The following is a 20,011-nucleotide window of genomic DNA, read 5'->3' on the forward strand; positions in this document are numbered from 1 at the left end:
AATGAATATTCAAACAAAATAAATTGTGCATTTGCACATATGACAAGGAGAATATTATCTCAAAATATCTTCAATCATAAACGCGAGTAATAAATTCGTTTTTGTATAAGAGTGTGATAAATCCACATCTAATATTGACTCTATTTTTTTCATTTTATAAAGCACCGTGTTGCGATGAATGAACTCTCTTCGACTGATATTGGTCGTCTGGCCGTCCTCTTCAAGAAATACACGAAGAAAATGTACATAATCCGTTTTATGCAGCTTGTCATAACGATAAAGAAGACCTAACATATCTTGATGAAACATCTCAATCATGTTGCGATCTTTCACGGCCATAATAATTTTATAAGCGCCAATATCTTTGTACTTACAAATGAATGGGGCAGAATGACGCCGGGCAAGATGAATAACCTTTTTGGCTTCAAAATAACTTTTAGGAATATCGAAAATATTTCTATAAAAATTCCCCATCCCAACTAGCAGTTTTACATTCGCTTCTTGTTTGTTAATCATCATTTGTATATGTTCTACCGTTTTGATAAAAGGAATTTCCGGTGTACGAACTTTTGAACGATCTACAAGATAGATCATTTCATCTTGATAAATGGTCGAAAGAAAATTTTCATATCTATTTGTAAAGGCATGTTCAATAATTTGAACGAAAGAAGAAGATTTATTAGAGCGTTGGGATGGTGTACATACGATGATTCCGAAATCGGCATCTTCTTTAAATCCGAGTTGGGCCAGTTCTTTCGCCACTGTTCCTTCATGAATATCATGGTTAAATAACAGATCCGAAAGAAGTTGTTCAGCTTTCGTTTGTTTGTGTTGTTCCGAAATTAAAAATTGAACGGTCATTTTTATAAAATCGGCAACACGATATTCCCAAGGCATTTGAAAAACGGGAAACTGATATTTTTCAGCAAAATGCAAAACTTCTTCAGGAATATCGGGGATATATGGCCCCGTATTTAACACAATGCCAACAGCCTTGCGCCGATAGGCAGATCGAACCATTTCCACCACTTTCTCCGGATTATTTTCCATATTAATTCCGGTTGTCACGATTAGTTCATTTGGTCTGAAAAAATCCACCCAATCTACACTTTCCGTTACGTTTACTCCTGTGATCATACGATCCATCCCTTTTTCTCCGGCAACCAACTTAAGCATTTGAAAATCAGGTAAATTGACCATTTTTTTTAAAGTCACCACATTCGTTCAAACTCCTTTCATTTCAAAGTAAAAAATCAGTCAATCATACTGATTCCCCAATGTAAAATGCTTATAAATGGATCTTCCATGCGTAAAACAGACAACCATTTTTTATGATTTAATTGTTAAATAATATAACAAGAATGACATGTTGGGAAAGTAAAAATTCTCATGTGTGACGAAATCATAAAACTGCTGAATGTTGAAAACCTTCTTATGGCAGCGTTAAAAAAGGGATGGATGAGGTTTCTACATGTGTAGCCCATTAGTATGTATGTATATTTGTTTTGAGGCGACGGGATAAAAGGAATACTCATGATTTGCTTCGATGGTTGTCAAAGCTATTACTGCCTAAAATTCCATTCTGTTTGGATTCTTCATTATCAAGTATGAAAGTGATTTTAAAGGGATTTTGTGAAATTCGAAAATTCTCTTAAACTTAAAATACTGTTTCACAAAAAACTACTCTATTCTCAATGGTAGAATGGAAAAATCTTCGCTGATCTGCCGCAGTTAAAAAGTGGACCTTAAAAGACGATCAAATTTTTCCATAGAAAAATCCCCTCATAGCAAACAGATTTTTCTGCTATGAGGGGACTCTCTTCATATATGAAAACAAAGTTTCTTTTTCAAAATTACTTGCTTATCCATTCTGTATGGAAAATGCCTTCTTTGTCCACTCTTTCATAAGTGTGAGCGCCGAAGTAGTCCCTTTGCGCCTGAATTAAGTTGGCAGGCAATGTTTCTGTCCGATAGCTGTCATAGTAAGCCAAAGCAGCAGAAAAAGCAGGAACAGGGATTCCTTGAAGGACAGCCAACGAAACGACTTCACGCAAAGAAGACTGATATTTTTCGACGATCTCTTTGAAATAAGGATCTAATAGCAAATTCGTTAAGTTTGGATCTCGATCATATGCTTCTTTAATTTTTTGCAAAAATTGCGCGCGAATGATGCAGCCGCCACGGAAAATCATGGCGATGTCACCGTAGCGAAGATTCCAATTGTATTCTTCCGAAGCTGCTCTCATTTGTGCAAATCCTTGGGCGTAAGAACAGATTTTGCTCATATAAAGCGCTCTGCGGATCGATTCGATCAGTTTGCTGCGATCGCCTTCGAATCCTTTTGTTTCCGGCCCTTTTAAAAGCTTGCTTGCTTTTACTCTTTCCTCTTTCAACGCAGAAATAAAGCGGGCAAAAACCGACTCGGTAATAAGCGGGAGCGGAATTCCCAAGTCGAGCGCGCTCTGACTGGTCCATTTTCCTGTTCCTTTTTGACCCGCTTTGTCCAAAATCACATCTACCAGCGGTTTTCCGGTTTCTTCATCTTTTTTCGTAAAAATGTCAGCAGTAATTTCAATCAAATAGCTGTCCAGCTCACCTTTATTCCATTCGGCAAAAACTTGATGCAGTTCATCAGCATTTAAACCAAGCAAATTCTTCAGTAAAAAGTATGCTTCTGAAATCAGCTGCATATCGCCGTATTCGATGCCATTATGAACCATTTTCACATAATGGCCGGCACCGTCTGGACCAATATATGTACAACATGGATCGCCATTCACTTTAGCCGAAATATCCTTTAAAATGGGCGAAACAAGATCATATGCTTCTTTTTGTCCACCGGGCATAATGGAAGGACCGGTCAATGCTCCTTCTTCTCCTCCGGATACCCCAGTGCCGATAAAATGAATGCCTAATTCACTCAACTCTTTATTGCGGCGCTGTGTATCTTTGAAGAAAGTGTTTCCTCCATCAATCAAAATATCGCCCGGTTCGAGATGCGGTTTTAATTGTTCAATCGTTGCATCCGTCGGAGCTCCAGCTTTGACCATCAACAAAATTTTCCGCGGTTTTTCCAAGGAATCAATAAATTCTTCAATACTATATGTTCCGACAATATTTTTTCCTTTTGCTTCTTCTAATAAGGCATCTGTTTTTTCTCTTGAACGATTATAAACCGAAACAGAGTACCCTTTGCTTTCAATATTGAGTGCTAAATTTTTTCCCATAACAGCTAATCCGATTACACCAATTTGTTGTTTTGCCATCATTTCTTACGCCCCTTCTGCACTATATTTAAAGCTGTTATCGCTATTTTACTGTATCAATTTTCGACGTGGGTTGCAAATGATTGAATCAGACCATCGTCTTTCCTATATAACGGAATAACGTTCAAATAGAGACCATGATTTCTTCTGACAATCTTCCCGATGGTGAAAGAATCGCCTTTCTCACTATTCATTCCAAATCGGGATGTTTTAAAAAAGAAAAACGCCACTTTTTCATTTGTTAAGAACGCGGGAACCCTTTTTGAATGATTTGGCTGCCAAATTTTTCTTTCAGTTTTTCCATCGTTTCCAACAGAGGCTCTATTTTGGCTTCTTTTTGGTACGTAAATAAATCCAGCTGCTTGTAAGCCTCTTCTTTTTCCACTAAATCTTGTGCTGTGATGCCAAGCAAACGAACAGGGGTGCCATTCCAATGTTCTAAAACCAACGCCCGAGAAATCCGCTGAATGTCTCCCACTGAATCCGTCGGACTGTCCAATTTCTTGCTTCTCGTGATCGTATGTCTGTTTCGAAAGCGAATCATAACCGAAAGATGGGTCATGAGCAGTCCCCGCTCCTTAAGACGAGATGAGACTTTTTCAGCCAGCTTGTGAGTCACCTCGGACAATTCCTCTTCACTTTCCGCATCTTGAGGCAAAGTCATTGAATTTCCAATGCTTTTGCGCTCATTCACTGACTCCGGATCCACTTTTCGATCATCTCGACCATTTGCCCGCTCGCGAAGACGCACCCCGATGATGCCTAGAAGAGATCTCAGCTGGATATCGTTCGCTTTTGCCAAATCGCCAATCGTCTGAATGCCAATCGTTCGTAATTTCGCAGCCGTCTTCTCCCCCACTCCGTGCATCTCCTCAACAGGAAGCGGCCATAATCGAACAGGCACATCTCTTTTGCGCAATATTGTGATGCCCATCGGCTTTTTCATATTGGAAGCCATTTTCGCTAAAAATTTGTTGGGAGCAATCCCTATGCTGGAAGACAAGTCCAATTCGTTTTGAAGTCTTTTTTGGATGTCTTCGGCGATTTCAATCGGCGTTCCCCATTCATAGCTTTCTGTAATATCCATATACCCTTCATCGATGGAAACAGGCTCTACCAGATGAGTGTATTCACGCAAAATGTTAAATATCGCCTGAGATAAGGTCCGATACCGATCAAAATTCGGCGGTTTCACAATCAGTTCCGGGCAGCGTTTTTTCGCTTCCCATATTGGCATAGTCGTTTTTACTCCGAACTTTCTAGCTTCATAGCTGCATGTGACGACAATCCCTTTTCGTTGCTTAGGATCACCTGCAATCGCTAATGGTTTACCCTTTAAGGATGGATCGTAGGCCATTTCAACCGAAGCATAGAAGCTATTCATATCGACATGTAAAATCACTCGACCGTTTTTAGGGTAATACCGCTTCACCTCCGTCCACCTCCATTCATTCTGTAATTTATTATACCAATTGTCAGCTTGAAGAAAACAATGGAGCGCTCCTCCGATGAATGAAAGCAACTAAAAGATTTCCTTCCTTCTCCTGCTTACCATCAAGGGATTTTCCTTTCCTTTTCAACATATCCCATACTATTTTTTTGCTATTCAGAATAATATAAAGTAGAAAAGTACAAAAAGAACGGGATAATAGTTTACCGCCTATACTTGTTCATCTCTGCTTACCGCCATGGTAAGGCAGTTTGAAGCAAAAAACTTTTCATTTTTTCAACCTTGATTGTCCGAACGATTCAGGCAGATAAGAGCCCGTTTCTTTCGCTCCGCAGTTTATTAGCCGGAAAGAAGCCGGCTTTTTCATTTATAACGAATGAAAGGGGTGATAACGATGGTTGGCGCGTTAGACGGTGTAAAAGTTCTCGACTTGACAAGAGTGCTTGCGAGACCATTATGTACGATGATTTTAGGCGATTTAGGCGCGGAAGTGATTAAAGTAGAAGCCCCCGGCGGAAGCGATGAAACAAGAAAATGGGGGCCTCCGTTTCAAAACGGTGTAAGCGCATACTATTTATGCGCCAATCGAAATAAAAAAAGCCTAACTGTCAATTTAAAAGATCCAAGAGGAAAAAAGATCATTTATCAACTAGTGGAAAAAAGCGATGTTGTCATTCATAACTTTAAAACAGGCACAATGGACCGGCTCGGTTTGGGATATGAGGAGTTGTCCCGATGCAATCCGAAACTTATCTACTGCTCCATTACCGGATTTGGCGAGACAGGTCCTTATAAAAATCTGCCAGGATATGATTTTATCATTCAAGGAATGAGTGGGCTTATGTCAATTACCGGTGACGAACATACGCCTCCCTTCAAAACCGGAGTAGCCAATACGGATATTTTAACCGGGCTCTACGCCTGCATTGGCATTCAAGCAGCATTGTTAGAAAAGGACCGTTCAGGAAGGGGGCAAAAGATCGATCTCTCTTTATATGACTGCGCTGTCAGCTCACTAGTCAACGTTGCCAGCAATTATCTCATGACTAAAAAGGTGCCGCCCAAAATGGGAAACCGCCATCCTAATATCGTACCTTATCAAACATTTCGCACAGCCGATGGAGAAATGGTCATTGCGGTAGGGAACGATCGGCAGTTTCAAGATTTATGCAGCGTGTTGGAAATGCGGGAACTTCCCAGCGATCCGCGTTTTTCCACCAACCCGGAGCGGGTGAAGCACCGGACAGAGCTTATCCCAATTTTAGAGAAACGGTTTCAAATGAAATCAACCGCCTACTGGATGGAAGCTTGTCAACAGAAAAAAATACCGTGCGGACCTATTCAAAAATTGGATGAAATGGTTTGTGACCCTCAGCTGACAGCACGGGAAATGTTTCTTTCCATGAAACATCCAACAGCAGGGACTATTCAAGTCGTTGGCAGTCCTTTAAAACTTTCGAAAACACCCGTAAAACAAAATCAATATCCTCCTTTGCCCGGGGAACACAACGAACTCATTTTGAGCCATTTAGGCTATTCTGATGCAGAGATTGAAGATTTGAAAACGAATCAAATTATTTAAAGGAGCGATGAGCCCATGAACTTTGAATTTTCGGAAGAGCAACAACTATTAAGAAAAACCGTGCGCCAGTTCGTGGATAAAGAGATCATGCCGTATATCGGCGAATGGGACGCAAACCATCATTTTGAAACAAACATCATTAAAAAATTGGCTGAACTCGGCTTGATGGGTGTCTGTATTCCCGAACAGTATGGTGGAAGCGGAATGGATTACAACTCGCTTGCGATTGTGTGCGAAGAACTAGAAAGAGGAGATACAGCATTTCGGACAGCCGTGTCGGTCCATACCGGACTGAATAGCCTGACTCTTCTTCAATGGGGCAACGAATATCAAAAACAAACTTATCTTGTTCCTCAAGCGAAAGGTGAAAAAATCGGCGCCTTTGGATTAACTGAGCCTGGAGCAGGATCTGATGTAGCCGCTTTAGGCACGACAGCGACTCGAGACGGCGACGACTATATTTTAAACGGACAAAAAACTTGGATTTCCTTGTGCGACGTGGCGGATCATTTTCTTGTATTCGCCTATACGGACAAAAGCAAAAAACATAAAGGGATTTCCGCCTTTATTGTTGAACGGACCATGCCCGGATTTTCTTCCAAAGCGATTAAAGGAAAATTGGGAATTCGAGCCGGAAATACGGGAGAACTGTTTTTTGACAACGTCCGGGTTCCAAAAGAAAACTTGCTTGGCGAAGAAGGTGAAGGATTTAAAATTGCTATGTCGGCTCTTGACAACGGTCGATTTACTGTCGCAGCCGGAGCCTGCGGCCTCATCATGGCCTGCCTGGAAGCAAGCGTCAAATATTGCCACGAACGCAAGACATTTGGAAAAGAAATCGGCCGCCATCAGCTCGTTCAACAAATGATCGCCAACATGGAAGCAGGACTGCAAATAAGTCGGCTTCTTGTCTATCGAGCCGGCGAATTGAAAAACAAAGGCCGACGCAATACACGCGAAACCTCCTTAGCCAAATGGCAAGCCTGTGATTTTGCCAACAAAGCGGCGGATGACGCGGTGCAAATTCATGGCGCATACGGATATTCCAATGAATATCCCGTGGAACGATATTTAAGAAATTCCAAAGCACCGGTTATTTACGAAGGAACGAGGGAGATTCATACGATCATGCAAGCAGAATACGCTCTCGGCTACCGACAGGATAAACCGCTCCATAAAATGCTCCCCGCATGGCCGTTCACAGAGGATTCCGTTTCAAGCTGAATGAATAAAGATTCACCTATTCTTTCAAGTGCTTGTAGCGCCATGCATTTACTCGCCTATCGCGATAAACAAAATGGAATCGTAGCTTCGCAACCAAATTTTATGAGCCAATCCTAAGAAGGGAACTTTTAGCTCCCTTCTTCTATCAAATGACAAAATAAACAGCTATTCCTTATATTCAATTTTTTCTGTTATAACAAGTGGCCTGCAGGAATCTGCTATATTATGATCAGCGATAAAACGGGGATATAACAACAGGAAGTTCCACCGTCAGGCATTTTGCATCGTTTTCATATATTCTTGTATGTCTTGAATGCCTTCTAGCGATTCCACCAGAATTTTAGGATCAATGATGGTCACTAAGCGTTTCTCCATGTTTGCCACTGCTGAAAAATAACGGGTTCCCTCGTAAGCCATTAGGCCGATCTGTTTTTGGAGTTCAATCGGAATGTCAATGATTTCTTTCGCCTCTTTTACTAATATTCCGAAAAAGAATGATTCTACTTGAAGAACAATCAGACGGCTTTCAGACAAATTTTCGATAAATTGAGAATATAGAACTTGCTCAAAATCAATGACCGGAATCAATTCACCACGATTTTTGACAATTCCCCTTAAATAAGCAGGCAAATGAGGAATGGGATTGATATGATCCAATTTTTCAATCGAAACGACATATTGAATCGGAACGGCATATTCTTCCTTGCCTGATTGAAAAACAACCATTTTTGTTTCTTCCATTTCTTGTGCCCCCTTTTGAAAACGGTCGAAAAGAGAGCTGGAGAGCTCTCTTTTCAAAAGAAATTACGATGGATTTGCTACTTCTTCCACAATAGCCACTGTCATTTCTGCCAATTTCACTAGTTCTTCAATAGGCATTTTCTCATTCACTGTATGAATCTCCTCATATCCTACAGCTAAATTGACAGTAGGAATCCCTAATCCGGCAATCACGTTCGCGTCGCTTCCGCCGCCGCTTTGCAGCAATTCAGAAGGTCGGCCCACTTTCGCCGCTGCTTTTTTCGCAATTTCCACCACTTTATCTCCTTCGCCAAATTTAAAACCAGGGTACATAACCTGCACATCAATTTCTGCCCGTCCTCCCATTTCTTGGGCGGCACTTTCAAAAGCTTCTTTCATTTTGGCTACTTGTTGTTCCATTTTTTCAGGAACTAACGATCTTGCTTCCGCCAAAATATCGACACGGTCACATACGATATTCGTTGCTTGCCCACCTTCAAATCGGCCGATATTGGCAGTGGTTTCTTCGTCGATTCGTCCTAACGGCATTCTTGCAATAGCTTTTGAGGCGATCGTGATGGCGGAAACCCCTTTCTCAGGAGCCACACCTGCATGAGCCGTTTTTCCAAGAATCACCGCTTTGATTTTTGCTTGTGTTGGAGCTGCCACGACAATATTTCCCACTTTCCCATCGCTGTCGAGAGCATACCCATATTTCGCTTTAATAAGCGATGGATCAAGCTCTTTGGCTCCCACTAAGCCGGATTCTTCCCCCACCGTTATGATAAATTGAATCGTCCCATGAGAAATGTTCTGTTCTTTGATCATTCTGATTGCTTCAAACATGGCCGCCAATCCGGCTTTATCATCAGCACCTAAAATCGTCGTTCCGTCCGTGACGACGTAACCGTCTTTAATGGACGGTTTCACCCCTTTTCCGGGAACGACGGTATCCATATGTGAAGTAAAATAAATAGGATCCACGCCTTCTTTATTTCCCGGTAAAGTACAAATCAAGTTTCCGGCGCCATGCCCTGTTTTTTCTTTCGCATTATCTTCATAGACATCCAAGCCTAATTCTGTAAATTTTTGTTTTAAAACTTTAGAAATCTCGCTTTCGTTTTTGGTTTCCGAGTCAATTTGTACAAGTTCCAAAAATTCATTGACTAATCTTTCTTTATTCACCATAGCAAAAATTACCTCCAATTTATGTACTCACCATTCAGTATACTCCTTTGAAAAAAAGTCTACAAACGAAAGGTAGATTCTGATCATATGGCTTTATTTTTCGAATAATATCAATTTTCTCGGATTTTTAGGGTATGGCGGCATAAAAAGTCAATGGCAAAAGGGGCGACAACGTTCAAGTATTTTTTCATTCTAATATTCGATATGATTTTTAAAAACTCCTCTTTTTTCAAAAAATCTTACCCATCCCTCTATAGGATCATGTTGATGACAACTGGAAAAATCGATAATATAAAGACAGCGGAATTGAAGGAGAGGAGATCATGAGAAATAAGAAATTCCAAAAAGTCGTTGTCTATATCATGTTATTGGCAATGATTGCCACAACGGTCCTCGCCGGGCTTACAATGTTTTTGTAAAAACGAAAAAAGCAATCAGCTGGAAAGCCGATTGCTTTTCATTTTGGTTATTTTCCTAACGAATGGCACCGTACTGCCTGGCTATCTGGTCTAACGATTGTGTGGATGTGACCACCTTGATTTTCGTTCCAATGGGAACATTTTCATACAATCTTTCAATCGCCTGATTGTTCATACGAATGCAGCCGTTGGAAATATAGTGCCCGATGGAAGATGGATTATTGGTTCCGTGGACACCATAGATCCGACCGCCGGTATTTTTGGCATTAAATCCGATCCACCTCGTTCCAAGCGGGTTATTTGGATGCCCGCCGGGAATATTTTTCTTCCGATAGAAAGGATTTTTCGCTTTGACCGTTACAGTGAACAGCCCTTCCGGTGTCAGTTCATTCGTTTTTCCGGTGGCCACTTTTTCCCTCATTTGCAACTTGCCATGGTTATAAAATGCTAATTCATTTGTTTTTTTATTGATGACAATAAGAGGAGAGCCTTGTGCAAAGGTCGAATTCGGAAACAAAAAAGCGAATATGAATAGAATTAACCAAAGTTTTTTCAACTTGATCACCACTTTTCTTTCCCGCTTCACCGACCGTTAGATGCTTGAATGGAAAAACAGTCGGAAAACGGAAAATCAAATGTTGCTAAAACACCCCAGCGCAATCTTTGCTTGCCGGGATGGGTTTATTTAAGAGTATGTTGCGGATTTTTGGCTGTTTTTATTCGCCTTTCGTTTTAAACCCTTAAACGAACTTTTGATGATCAAGTATTGTTCCATTTCTCGGACAAATTGAAAAAGAGCCGCTCTTGTTTCAAATTCCTCCCTTGTTTTAGGCAACTCCATTCTTTCAAATTCCACCTTCATATCGTATAGTTTTTTCAAATAAAAATGAGCTGTATTTCCAGGATGAATATTGTCTTTTAACTCTTCCAAAAAATCGGCAACCATGTGGGATTGTTTTGTTTGGTAGGAGACAAACGTTAAAATCGGCAACAATCGTTCGAGTATTTCAAATTGTTTTTCACGAATGACAAAATAGTGATAAAATAAGTTTTCTTCTCTTGTTGGATGATTTTCTGCATCTTTTAAAGCGAGTGATTTTGCTTCTTTCAACAGACGCGCCGTTTCCGTTATTTCTTTTCCATCCCAATCATTTTTATGACTGCGTAAATACGAAATCACTTCCTCAAAAATCCTCCGGAAGTTCTTTTCAATTTCTTCCTGGTAGCGATACAACGTTTCATCTGCACTGGGCATATAAAGGTTCATCAATAAAGCAATGCCGATGCCGACAACAATGAGGCACAGCTCATTCAACAACAAAGAAAGGGTGACATGACCGGCTGAATAAATATGAAGAATAATGACACTGCTTGTAACAATGCCTTCTGTTACTTTTAGCTTTACGGTTGTTGGAATAAAAAACAATAGCATGAGACCAATCACAACTGGATGAAAAGCAATTCCTTCAAAGAAACAAGCAGAAAAAATCATCGCCAGCACACAAGCGAAAAAACGCGTCCATGCTGCCTCAAATGATTTCACTTTCGTATTTTTGATACATAATATTGTAATGATCCCGGCAGAGACAAAATTATGCAAGTGAAGCCATTGCGAAATCATGATCGCCAATGTTGTACCTACCGCTGTTTTGATCGTTCGATAACCGATTCGAAACATATCCATAACCTCAAATCCATTATTTTCTCCTCTAGTATGCTCAACCCTTTCTTTGTTTTCAAGCAAGATCACACTTTGGACCGGATAATCAATAAAAAAGCTGGATCACAAGGAGCCTCAAAAGCCTTTTCAAATGCAGAATAAAAAAATCTCCCATTTGAAAGGGCTGACCTTGTTGAGCCAGCATGAAAGTGGATCTATCGGACATGGATTTTTCTGTTCCATCCTTGGCACGTTTTTCGTTTAAACGTTGTGATCGCAGAACGAAATCGCTGCCATCTTACACTTCTTACACTTCGTCGCAATATTGATCAAAAGCCGCTTGCAATTTTTGAACGACTTCCAAAGGCTCATGTCCTTCAATCTCATGTCGTTCAACCATGGCAACCAGTTTCCCATCTTTTAAAAGTGCAAAAGATGGAGAAGAAGGTGGATAGCCGGTAAAATAACTGCGAGCTTTCGCTGTTGCTTCTTTATCCTGTCCGGCAAAAACTGTAACAAGCTGATCCGGACGTTTATCGTAGTGGATCGCATAAGCGGCAGCAGGACGTGCAATTCCTCCGGCACAGCCGCAAACCGAATTCACCATCACAAGAGTCGTGCCTTTTTTCTGCAACGCTTCATCCACTTCTTCCGGAGTTCTAAGTTCTCTATAACCAGCGTCGACAATTTCTTTACGAGACTGATTCACGATATCATTCATAAAAATGTTAAAATTCATGCTCATGGAACGTTCCTCCTTTCCGTATCATGTACCTATCATAAAGGAATTTACCTTTATTTTCAAATTTTTTATGGTATGATAAAAGGTTTATCCATCAAAAATTAGGGTAAAATCATGGTACAACGAGATCCATACCCTAAACTCCCTATCATCGGGGCGTCGATCTACGGCGCTCCTTTTTTAGCCGGCAAAGTTTTTCCTGATTCTCATCTCTTTAAAAAATGGAAGCTATATCATTGGGCCAATGTGTAAGTCTTTGGCATCTTCTTTCCGAAAAAAAACGATCGTTTTTCCATTCATGAATATACGCATACAAATACCTGCTTATTTCATTATAGGAATCATTTCCTGCAAAGGACGAAAGTAGCGACTTGGAAGATGGATTGCAGAAAAAGTTGTAGAACCATTTGTATTTCGATTAAAATAAAGAATTAGAAAAGTCCTTTTCCCTCGCTGATCCGAATAAATGCGAAAGCTGAGAGAAAGAACGATGCCGGCGGAATCCCGGGTTTGATCAAATCTGTCAAAATCAACCTTCCGCCATGAACATTCAGCGACTGCTTTAGTTTAGCGTAGCTGAAGTCTCATTGTATTCCAAAACGAAAGGTAAATTGTACAGGAGAGGATTTTATGAAAAAATTATTTTTGTTGCTTGCCATCTTTACATTGGGTTTCACCATGTCTGTGCAGGCTGACAGCATTACGGGCGAAACAACCGTAACTCTCGGAGCGGATTTAACCCCTCAGCAAAAAGAACAAGTTTTAAATGAAATGGGCGTATCCGGTGATGTCAATACGATCACGGTTACGAACGCCGAAGAACATAAATATTTGGGGAACTATATTCCCAATTCGCAAATTGGCACGAAAGCCATTTCTTCCAGCAAAATTACCACTAAAGAAAGTGGATATGGCCTGAAAGTGCAAACCAATCATATTACGTGGGTATCGAAAGAAATGTATATGAACGCGTTGACAACGGCCGGTGTGAAAGATGCCGATATTTATATCACGGCACCTTTTGACGTATCCGGAACGGCTGCGCTTACCGGAATCATTAAAGCTTATGAATCCACAACAGGCAAACAAATTCCGGAAGCACAAAAGCAAGTGGCCAACCAAGAAATGGTGACAACCGCCAAACTAGCCGATGATATCGGGAAAAACGATGCCACACAATTAATCGAAAAAATCAAAGAAGAAATCGCTAAACAACATCCTCAAACAAAAGAAGATATTCAAGTGATCGTCAATAACGTTGCCAATGAATTAAATATTTCCTTGACACCGGATCAAAAGGATCAGCTTGTCTCTTTGTTTGACAAAATGAAAAACTTAAACATCAACTGGAATGCAGTCAATTCTCAAATTGAAAAAGCAAAAGAGAAATGGAATGAATTTAAAAATTCGGACGAAGGAAAAAGCTTCCTCCAATCGATCATCGACTTTTTGCAATCGATCGTTAACTCCATTGCAAGCCTTTTTAAATAATCTCTAAAAAGGCCGACCCATTATGAAAGGGCTGATTCCTCCTTATCGTGGATAGGAGGAATCAGCCCTGTTTTTTTTGAGTCTGGCCTTTTACTTGATAGAAATCATTTTTTGATTAAAATTTCGAAAGATAAAGGTATTTGATTCGAGATAATGATCAATGAATCTGTGTATTCTCTTTCGAAATATTTTCGAGAATTTGTTTCACCCTTTGCAAAAAACGCCCGGCAATAAGCCCATCCAGTATTCGATGATCGATAGAGAGGCAAAGATTGACCATATCGCGAACCGCAATCATTCCGTTATCCATTACCATGAGTCTCTTGACGATCGATTCCACCTGCAAAATGGCGGCTTGCGGATAATTGATAATTCCCATGGATTGCACGGAACCAAAGGAACCTGTGTTATTAACGGTAAACGTGCCCCCTTCCACATCTTCTTGCTTTAAGCTGCCGTTACGGGCCTTCACGGCCAATTCATGAATCTCCCTTGCGATGCCCTTGATCGTTTTTTCATCTGCATGCTTTATGACAGGTACATACAGCGCATCATCCGTCGCTACAGCGATCGAAATGTTAATATCTTTTTTCTGAATGATTTTATCCCCTGCCCATATCGAATTCATTTGCGGATATTCTTTCAAGGCTTGAGCTGTTGCTTTTACAAAAAAGGCAAAATACGTTAAATTAAAACCTTCCCTCTCTTTAAATTCTTCTTTGATGGAATCGCGGTACTGAACAAGATTGGTAACGTCGACTTCCATCATGGTCCAAGCATGAGGGATTTCTTGTTTGCTTCGAACCATATGTTGGGCAATGGCTTTGCGTACTCCTGTCACCGGTATTTCCAAATCACCGTGAGCTCCGGACAAATGCAAGTGCTTTTTCATGTCGTTCTTTTCAGGATCATTCAATGGTCGTTCTTCCACAGCATCCGAATGAACAGTTGCAGGTGCTTCCCCAGAAGTTTTCGAATGATGATGCGATTCAATCCATTTCCATACATCTTTTCTGGTAATACGCCCCCCTTTTCCGGTGCCTGGAACTTTTGACAAATCAATCCCATACTCTTGTGAAAGCTTTAATACAGCCGGAGAGAAACGGGTCTTTGCCTCCGAAACCACCGCCTTCTGTTTCATTGTCATTCCGGCTGCCGGCACTTCTTGCTCTGTTGTTTCTTTCTGTGTCGAACCTTCTTCTTCTGTCTCAATGACACAGATCACTTTCCCCACTTCGAGCGTTTCACCTTCATCGGCAGCAAGTTCAACGACTGTGCCGGTAAAAGAAGAAGGGACTTCAGCGTTTACTTTATCGGTTAAAACTTCCGCAATCGGATCGTATTTTTTGACATGATCACCCGGTTTTACAAGCCACCGGCTAATGGTTCCTTCTGTCACACTTTCGCCTAGCTGCGGCATCGTCATTTTTTCCCGTGCCATCGTAACCACTCCTTGTATCTTCATTGCTCCTTAAACCATGCGACTCACTCAAAATAGACGTGTAATAGACTCCAAAAAGATAAGATTTGCATTATGTCGGCACTTCCGAAAAAGGGTTCTAAAGAAAGTGCGGTTAAAACTCTGCTAAATCTCTTATGGCGTTTTCCACTTTTTCAGGAGTTACCATAAAGAATTTTTCCATGGTAGGGGCATAAGGCATTGCCGGAATATCAGGTCCTGCGAGCCGCTTAATAGGAGCGTCAAGATCAAATAAACAATGCTCTGCAATGATGGCCGATACTTCACTCATGATGCTTCCTTCTTTCGTATCTTCTGTAACAAGCAGCACTTTTCCTGTTTTTTTGGCTGCTTCTATAATCGCTTCTTTATCAAGAGGATAAACAGTTCGTAAATCCAATATATACGTTTCGATTCCATCCTTCGCGAGTCTTTCTGCGGCCTGAAGAGCGAAATGAACACATAAACCGTACGTTATAACGGTCACATCATCTCCTTCTCGTTTTACATCCGCTTTTCCGATTGGAAGCACATAATCCTCTTCAGGCACTTCTCCTTTGATCAGCCGATAGGCCCGCTTATGTTCAAAAAATAAAACGGGATCATCGTCGCGAACAGCCGCTTTCAACAGACCTTTCACATCATAAGGAGTGGAAGGCATCACAATTTTTAAACCCGGCTGGTTGGCAAAAACGGCTTCCATCGATTGAGAATGGTAAAGAGCGCCATGAACTCCTCCACCGTATGGAGCTCTTATCACAAGCGGACAATTCCAATCATTGTTCGAGCGATAGCGAATCTTAGCCGCTTCCGAAATAATTTGGTTGACAGCGGGCAAAATAAAATCAGCAAATTGCATTTCGGCAATGGGCCGCATCCCATAAAGGGCCGCTCCAATTCCTACACCGGCTATCGCCGATTCAGCCAACGGGGTATCGATTACTCGTTCTCCCCCAAATTGTTCAAATAATCCTTGGGTCGCTTTGAATACTCCGCCCTTTTTGCCGACATCTTCTCCAAGCACGAATACACGAGGATCTCGTTCCATCTCCTCGCGTATCGCCATGGTCACAGCCTCAATATAGGAAATGACAGGCATGTTGAATCCCCCTTACAATGATTCCTTATAGACATATTTCAGTGCGTCTTCCGGCAAAGCATATGGTGCTTGCTCTGCATACTCCGTTGCTTCATTCACGATCTCCATTACTTCGTTATGGATTTCCTTTTCAAGCTGGTCATCCATGACACCTGCTTCTTTTAAATAAGCGCCAAAAACGATAATCGGATCTTTTGTTTTCGCTTCCGCCACCTCATCCGGGGAACGATAGCTGCGGTCATCGTCATCTGAAGAATGCGGCGTCAACCGATAGGTCAATGCTTCAATTAAGGTCGGACCTTCTCCTTTGCGGGCACGGTCCGCAGCTTCTTTTACCACCTTGTAAACTTCGAGCGGATCCATGCCGTTCACCGTATAGCCCGGCATTCCATAACCGACGGCTCGATCGGACACTCTTTCGCAGGCAAGCTGTTTTTCTAGCGGAACAGAAATCGCATATTGATTATTTTCGCACATAAAAATAACTGGAAGCTTATGAACGCCCGCAAAATTAGCCGCTTCATGAAAGTCGCCTTGATTGGATGAACCTTCTCCGAACGTTGCTAACGCTACTAAATCTTTTTTCTCCATTTTTCCCGCCAGTGCAATGCCGACTGCATGAGGCACTTGCGTGGTGACTGGAGAGGATCCGGTGACAATGTGCAGCTTCTTTTGGCTGAAATGCCCCGGCATTTGTCGGCCCCCTGAATTTGGATCTTCCGCTTTCGCAAAACCCGAAAGCATTAAATCTTTCGCCGTCATTCCAAAGGACAGTACAATCCCTACACCTCTGTAATAAGGGAGTACATAATCTTTTTTTGCATCAAGCGCAAAGGCTGCTCCCACTTGGGCTGCTTCATGTCCTTGGCAAGAAACGACAAACGGAATCTTTCCTGAACGATTCAGAAGCCACATACGTTCATCTATCTTACGAGCCATAAGCATCGTTTTATACATCTCTAAAACTCTATCGTCGCTGAGGCCCAATTCCTTATGTCGGTTTTGAACCATTTGAAACCCTCCATTCCTTCTCTTCATCACAGATGTATCGCCTTTCCATCAACGGAAAAGGCCGCCTCTCCCAACGCTTCACTCAAAGTCGGATGCGGATGAATGGCATGAGCCACTTCCCAAGAAGCAGCATCTAAAAAGCGCGCCAATACGGCTTCGGATATCATATCGGTCACATGCGGTCCAATCATATGAACTCCTAATACGTCATCCGTGTCCCTATCGACAATCAACTTGACAAATCCATCGGACTGTCCGTAAACAAGCGCTTTTCCAACAGCTCGGAACGGAAATTTTCCAATTTTCAAATTCAGTCCTTTTTCCTTTGCCTCTTGTTCCGTCCAGCCAACACTGGCGATTTCAGGGGATGAATAAATGCATTTCGGAACAAGCGAATAGTCAAGCGGTTCAGGATTCAAGCCTGCAATATGCTCGACTGCAATCATTCCTTCACGGGAAGCCACGTGAGCCAATTGCAATCCTCCAATGACGTCCCCAATCGCATAAATATGGCGTTCTTTTGTTTGAAAATAATCGTTGACTTGAATGACCCCCTGATTCACTTGAATATCGGTGTTTTCCAAACCGATATCTTCAATGTTCGCTTGACGACCAACGCAAACCAGAATTTTTTCAGCTGAATACGCCAGTCGTTCCCCGTTTACTTCTACTTGGACCGTAGCCGTTGTCTTTTCTTTTTGAACCGTATCGGGGAGAATTTTGGCATTTGTTACAATTCGGATCCCTTTTTTCTTCAGCCTTATTTCCAATTCTCTTGAAATATCGTGATCTTCAGATGGAAGAAGACGTGGGGCATATTCGATGATCGTAACATCCGATCCAAAATCCCTTAGCATCGAGGCCCATTCTATTCCGATCGCCCCTCCGCCAACAATCAAAACGGAAGAAGGAATATCGGACAACTCTAATGCTTCGTTGGAAGATAAAATAAAGTCTCCATCGATTTCCAAACCATTCAACGTCTTTGGCCGTGAACCAGTAGCGATGATGACATGTTGAGGAATCAAAATCTCGTTTTCATTCCCATCGTTCATTTCAACGGAAATCGTCCCGGCAACGGGCGCAAAAATGGAAGGGCCTAAAATCCGTCCGACCCCATGATACAGATCAATTTTTCCTTTTTTCATTAACTGTTGAACACCACGATGCAACTGATCCACAATCCGTTGCTTTCGTATTTGTACTTTTTGAAAATCAAGTTTAATTTCTTTGGCAAGTATTCCGTATTCTTCACCGTTTTTTGTTTGTGCAAAAACTTCCGCGCTTCTCAAAAGGGATTTGCTTGGAATACATCCTTTGTGAAGGCAAGTGCCTCCAAGTTTTTCTTTTTCGACAACCGCGGTCTTCAATCCAAGTTGGGAAGCCCGTATGGCTGCTACGTATCCACCCGTCCCTCCTCCTAAAATCACGATGTCATATTCTTTTGCCATCAGGAAATCCTCCTTATCAAAACCAAATTGGCCGCTGATTCACGTTCTATAGAAAGGATCGATTTTTCCGTTATGGATTATGGTTGTTACAAATTCTGCCCATATGGCTGCCTTTTTAAATCTCTTAGCGACGGCGATTGAGTATATGTTTGCTGTTGGTTAAAAATTGGCTCCGAGAATGGCGGATTTTTTCAATTCTTTCTTCTGCCATACGGTCGGCCGCTATATAAGTCGGAATCCCGTCTCTTTTAGAAATTTCGAATACCTTTTCTATGTTTTGATAAATTTGTTCTACTTTTTTTAATGCGCGTTCGCGGTTGTAGCCGTAAAGTTCATCGGCAACATTGATTACTCCACCGGCATTAATCACATAATCCGGAGCATACACAATGCCCATTTCATATAACATATCCCCGTGTTTCGCCTCTTTTAGTTGATTATTGGCAGAACCAGCGATGACTTTCGCTTTCAATTGCGGAATGGTTTCATCGTTCAGAATGGCACCAAGGGCGCAAGGTGAAAAGATGTCCGCTTCTACAGAATAGATGTCATTTGGATCAACCGCTTCCGCCCCAAACTCTTGAACAATGCGTTGAACCGGTTCTTTATGAATATCCGTTACAATCAAACGCGCCCGTTCTTCATGAAGATATTTGCATAAATGATAAGCGACATTTCCTGCCCCTTGCACCGCTATGGTTAATCCCTCTAATGAGTCTGATCCAAATGCTTCTTTTGCCGCTGCCTTCATTCCGACATAACAGCCGTACGCTGTAACGGGAGAGGGGTTTCCTGAAGACCCGAAAGCAGGTGAAATGCCGGTGACAAAATCGGTCTCTTCGTGAATGATATCCATATCCGCTACCGTTGTGCCGACATCTTCCGCGGTAATGTAACGCCCGTTTAAACCTTGAATAAATCGTCCGAGCGCACGAAACATTTCTTCATTTTTATCTTTATGAGGATCGCCAATAATGACGGTTTTTCCTCCGCCCAAATTCAATCCTGCTGCTGCATTTTTATATGTCATGCCTCTTGCCAATCGAAGGGCGTCTTCGATTGCCGCTTCTTCCGATTCATAAGTCCACATTCTCGTTCCGCCTAGGGCAGGTCCCAACGTTGTGTCATGTATGGCAATAATAGCTTTTAGCCCTGAATTTTGATCTTGGCAAAACAATAGCTGCTCATAATCGTATTTTTCCATATTGCGAAATATTTCCATTCTCTA

The 20,011-nt window shown here is 41.7% G+C and carries 17 protein-coding genes; 4 read left to right on the forward strand and 13 right to left on the reverse strand.

The features are described 5' to 3' along the window. Window positions 1-54 precede the first annotated feature (54 nt). From NST12_RS10455 to NST12_RS10465, 3 genes are all read right to left on the reverse strand, one after another. Window positions 55-1,218: a PucR family transcriptional regulator gene (locus NST12_RS10455; protein WP_328202051.1), complete on the reverse strand. Its 1,164-nt coding sequence runs from the start codon at window positions 1,216-1,218 to the stop codon at window positions 55-57. Window positions 1,219-1,853: 635 nt separating this feature from the next. Next, window positions 1,854-3,266 (reverse strand): NADP-dependent phosphogluconate dehydrogenase, encoded by a 1,413-nt coding sequence (gene gndA, locus NST12_RS10460; protein WP_040341911.1) that lies wholly within the window; start codon window positions 3,264-3,266, stop codon window positions 1,854-1,856. 241 nt (window positions 3,267-3,507) lie between these two features. Continuing rightward, on the reverse strand, window positions 3,508-4,698 hold the full coding sequence (locus NST12_RS10465) for a DNA polymerase IV (RefSeq protein WP_341101140.1): 1,191 nt from the start codon (window positions 4,696-4,698) through the stop codon (window positions 3,508-3,510). 412 nt (window positions 4,699-5,110) lie between these two features. On the opposite strand from NST12_RS10465, the gene NST12_RS10470 reads away from it, so the two are divergent. Both NST12_RS10470 and NST12_RS10475 read left to right on the forward strand, forming a co-directional pair. Then, window positions 5,111-6,298, forward strand: coding sequence for a CaiB/BaiF CoA transferase family protein (locus NST12_RS10470; protein ID WP_341101142.1), 1,188 nt, complete (start codon window positions 5,111-5,113; stop codon window positions 6,296-6,298). A 15-nt stretch (window positions 6,299-6,313) separates the two neighbouring features. Further along, a complete protein-coding gene (locus NST12_RS10475) occupies window positions 6,314-7,522 on the forward strand; it encodes an acyl-CoA dehydrogenase family protein (protein WP_340395942.1) in 1,209 nt (402 codons plus the stop codon). 270 nt (window positions 7,523-7,792) lie between these two features. On the opposite strand, the gene NST12_RS10480 is transcribed toward NST12_RS10475, so the two are convergent. After that, window positions 7,793-8,263, reverse strand: a complete 471-nt coding sequence (locus tag NST12_RS10480) for a chemotaxis protein CheW (RefSeq protein WP_048623647.1) — start codon at window positions 8,261-8,263, stop codon at window positions 7,793-7,795. 63 nt (window positions 8,264-8,326) lie between these two features. Then, on the reverse strand, window positions 8,327-9,451 hold the full coding sequence (locus NST12_RS10485) for a tripeptidase T (protein ID WP_048623648.1): 1,125 nt from the start codon (window positions 9,449-9,451) through the stop codon (window positions 8,327-8,329). Between the two features lie 323 nt (window positions 9,452-9,774). Here NST12_RS10485 and prli42 point away from each other — a divergent pair, with 323 nt between their 5' ends. Further along, window positions 9,775-9,870 (forward strand): stressosome-associated protein Prli42, encoded by a 96-nt coding sequence (gene prli42, locus NST12_RS10490; protein ID WP_003355267.1) that lies wholly within the window; start codon window positions 9,775-9,777, stop codon window positions 9,868-9,870. Between the two features lie 55 nt (window positions 9,871-9,925). Here prli42 and NST12_RS10495 read toward each other — a convergent pair whose 3' ends face one another. The 3 genes from NST12_RS10495 to NST12_RS10505 form a co-directional block, all read right to left on the reverse strand. Continuing rightward, window positions 9,926-10,426 carry a L,D-transpeptidase gene (locus NST12_RS10495; RefSeq protein WP_416333746.1) on the reverse strand — a complete coding sequence of 167 codons (501 nt, stop codon included), beginning with the start codon at window positions 10,424-10,426 and terminating at the stop codon, window positions 9,926-9,928. 129 nt (window positions 10,427-10,555) lie between these two features. Next, a complete protein-coding gene (locus tag NST12_RS10500) occupies window positions 10,556-11,548 on the reverse strand; it encodes an aromatic acid exporter family protein (RefSeq protein ID WP_003355269.1) in 993 nt (330 codons plus the stop codon). Window positions 11,549-11,837: 289 nt separating this feature from the next. Beyond that, window positions 11,838-12,275 carry a BrxA/BrxB family bacilliredoxin gene (locus tag NST12_RS10505; RefSeq protein ID WP_048623649.1) on the reverse strand — a complete coding sequence of 146 codons (438 nt, stop codon included), beginning with the start codon at window positions 12,273-12,275 and terminating at the stop codon, window positions 11,838-11,840. 627 nt (window positions 12,276-12,902) lie between these two features. Between NST12_RS10505 and NST12_RS10510 the strand changes: the two genes are divergently transcribed. Beyond that, window positions 12,903-13,763 carry a DUF1002 domain-containing protein gene (locus NST12_RS10510; RefSeq protein WP_048623650.1) on the forward strand — a complete coding sequence of 287 codons (861 nt, stop codon included), beginning with the start codon at window positions 12,903-12,905 and terminating at the stop codon, window positions 13,761-13,763. Between the two features lie 157 nt (window positions 13,764-13,920). Here NST12_RS10510 and NST12_RS10515 read toward each other — a convergent pair whose 3' ends face one another. From NST12_RS10515 to bcd, 5 genes are all read right to left on the reverse strand, one after another. Continuing rightward, entirely contained in the window at window positions 13,921-15,204 is a 1,284-nt protein-coding gene (locus NST12_RS10515) for a dihydrolipoamide acetyltransferase family protein (RefSeq protein WP_327797005.1), read from the reverse strand. 133 nt (window positions 15,205-15,337) lie between these two features. Beyond that, a complete protein-coding gene (locus NST12_RS10520; protein ID WP_003355273.1) occupies window positions 15,338-16,321 on the reverse strand; it encodes an alpha-ketoacid dehydrogenase subunit beta in 984 nt (327 codons plus the stop codon). A 12-nt stretch (window positions 16,322-16,333) separates the two neighbouring features. After that, a complete protein-coding gene (locus tag NST12_RS10525) occupies window positions 16,334-17,332 on the reverse strand; it encodes a thiamine pyrophosphate-dependent dehydrogenase E1 component subunit alpha (RefSeq protein ID WP_003355275.1) in 999 nt (332 codons plus the stop codon). 26 nt (window positions 17,333-17,358) lie between these two features. Beyond that, the gene (gene lpdA, locus NST12_RS10530) at window positions 17,359-18,783 is read right to left on the reverse strand and encodes a dihydrolipoyl dehydrogenase (RefSeq protein WP_341101147.1); all 1,425 of its coding nucleotides are present in this window, start codon (window positions 18,781-18,783) and stop codon (window positions 17,359-17,361) included. Between the two features lie 124 nt (window positions 18,784-18,907). Continuing rightward, window positions 18,908-20,005 (reverse strand): branched-chain amino acid dehydrogenase, encoded by a 1,098-nt coding sequence (gene bcd, locus NST12_RS10535; protein WP_341101150.1) that lies wholly within the window; start codon window positions 20,003-20,005, stop codon window positions 18,908-18,910. Window positions 20,006-20,011 lie beyond the last annotated feature (6 nt).

The organism is Bacillus sp. FSL W8-1127 (genome assembly GCF_038006725.1).
GTDB lineage: Bacteria > Bacillota > Bacilli > Bacillales > DSM-4216 > Bacillus_O > Bacillus_O smithii.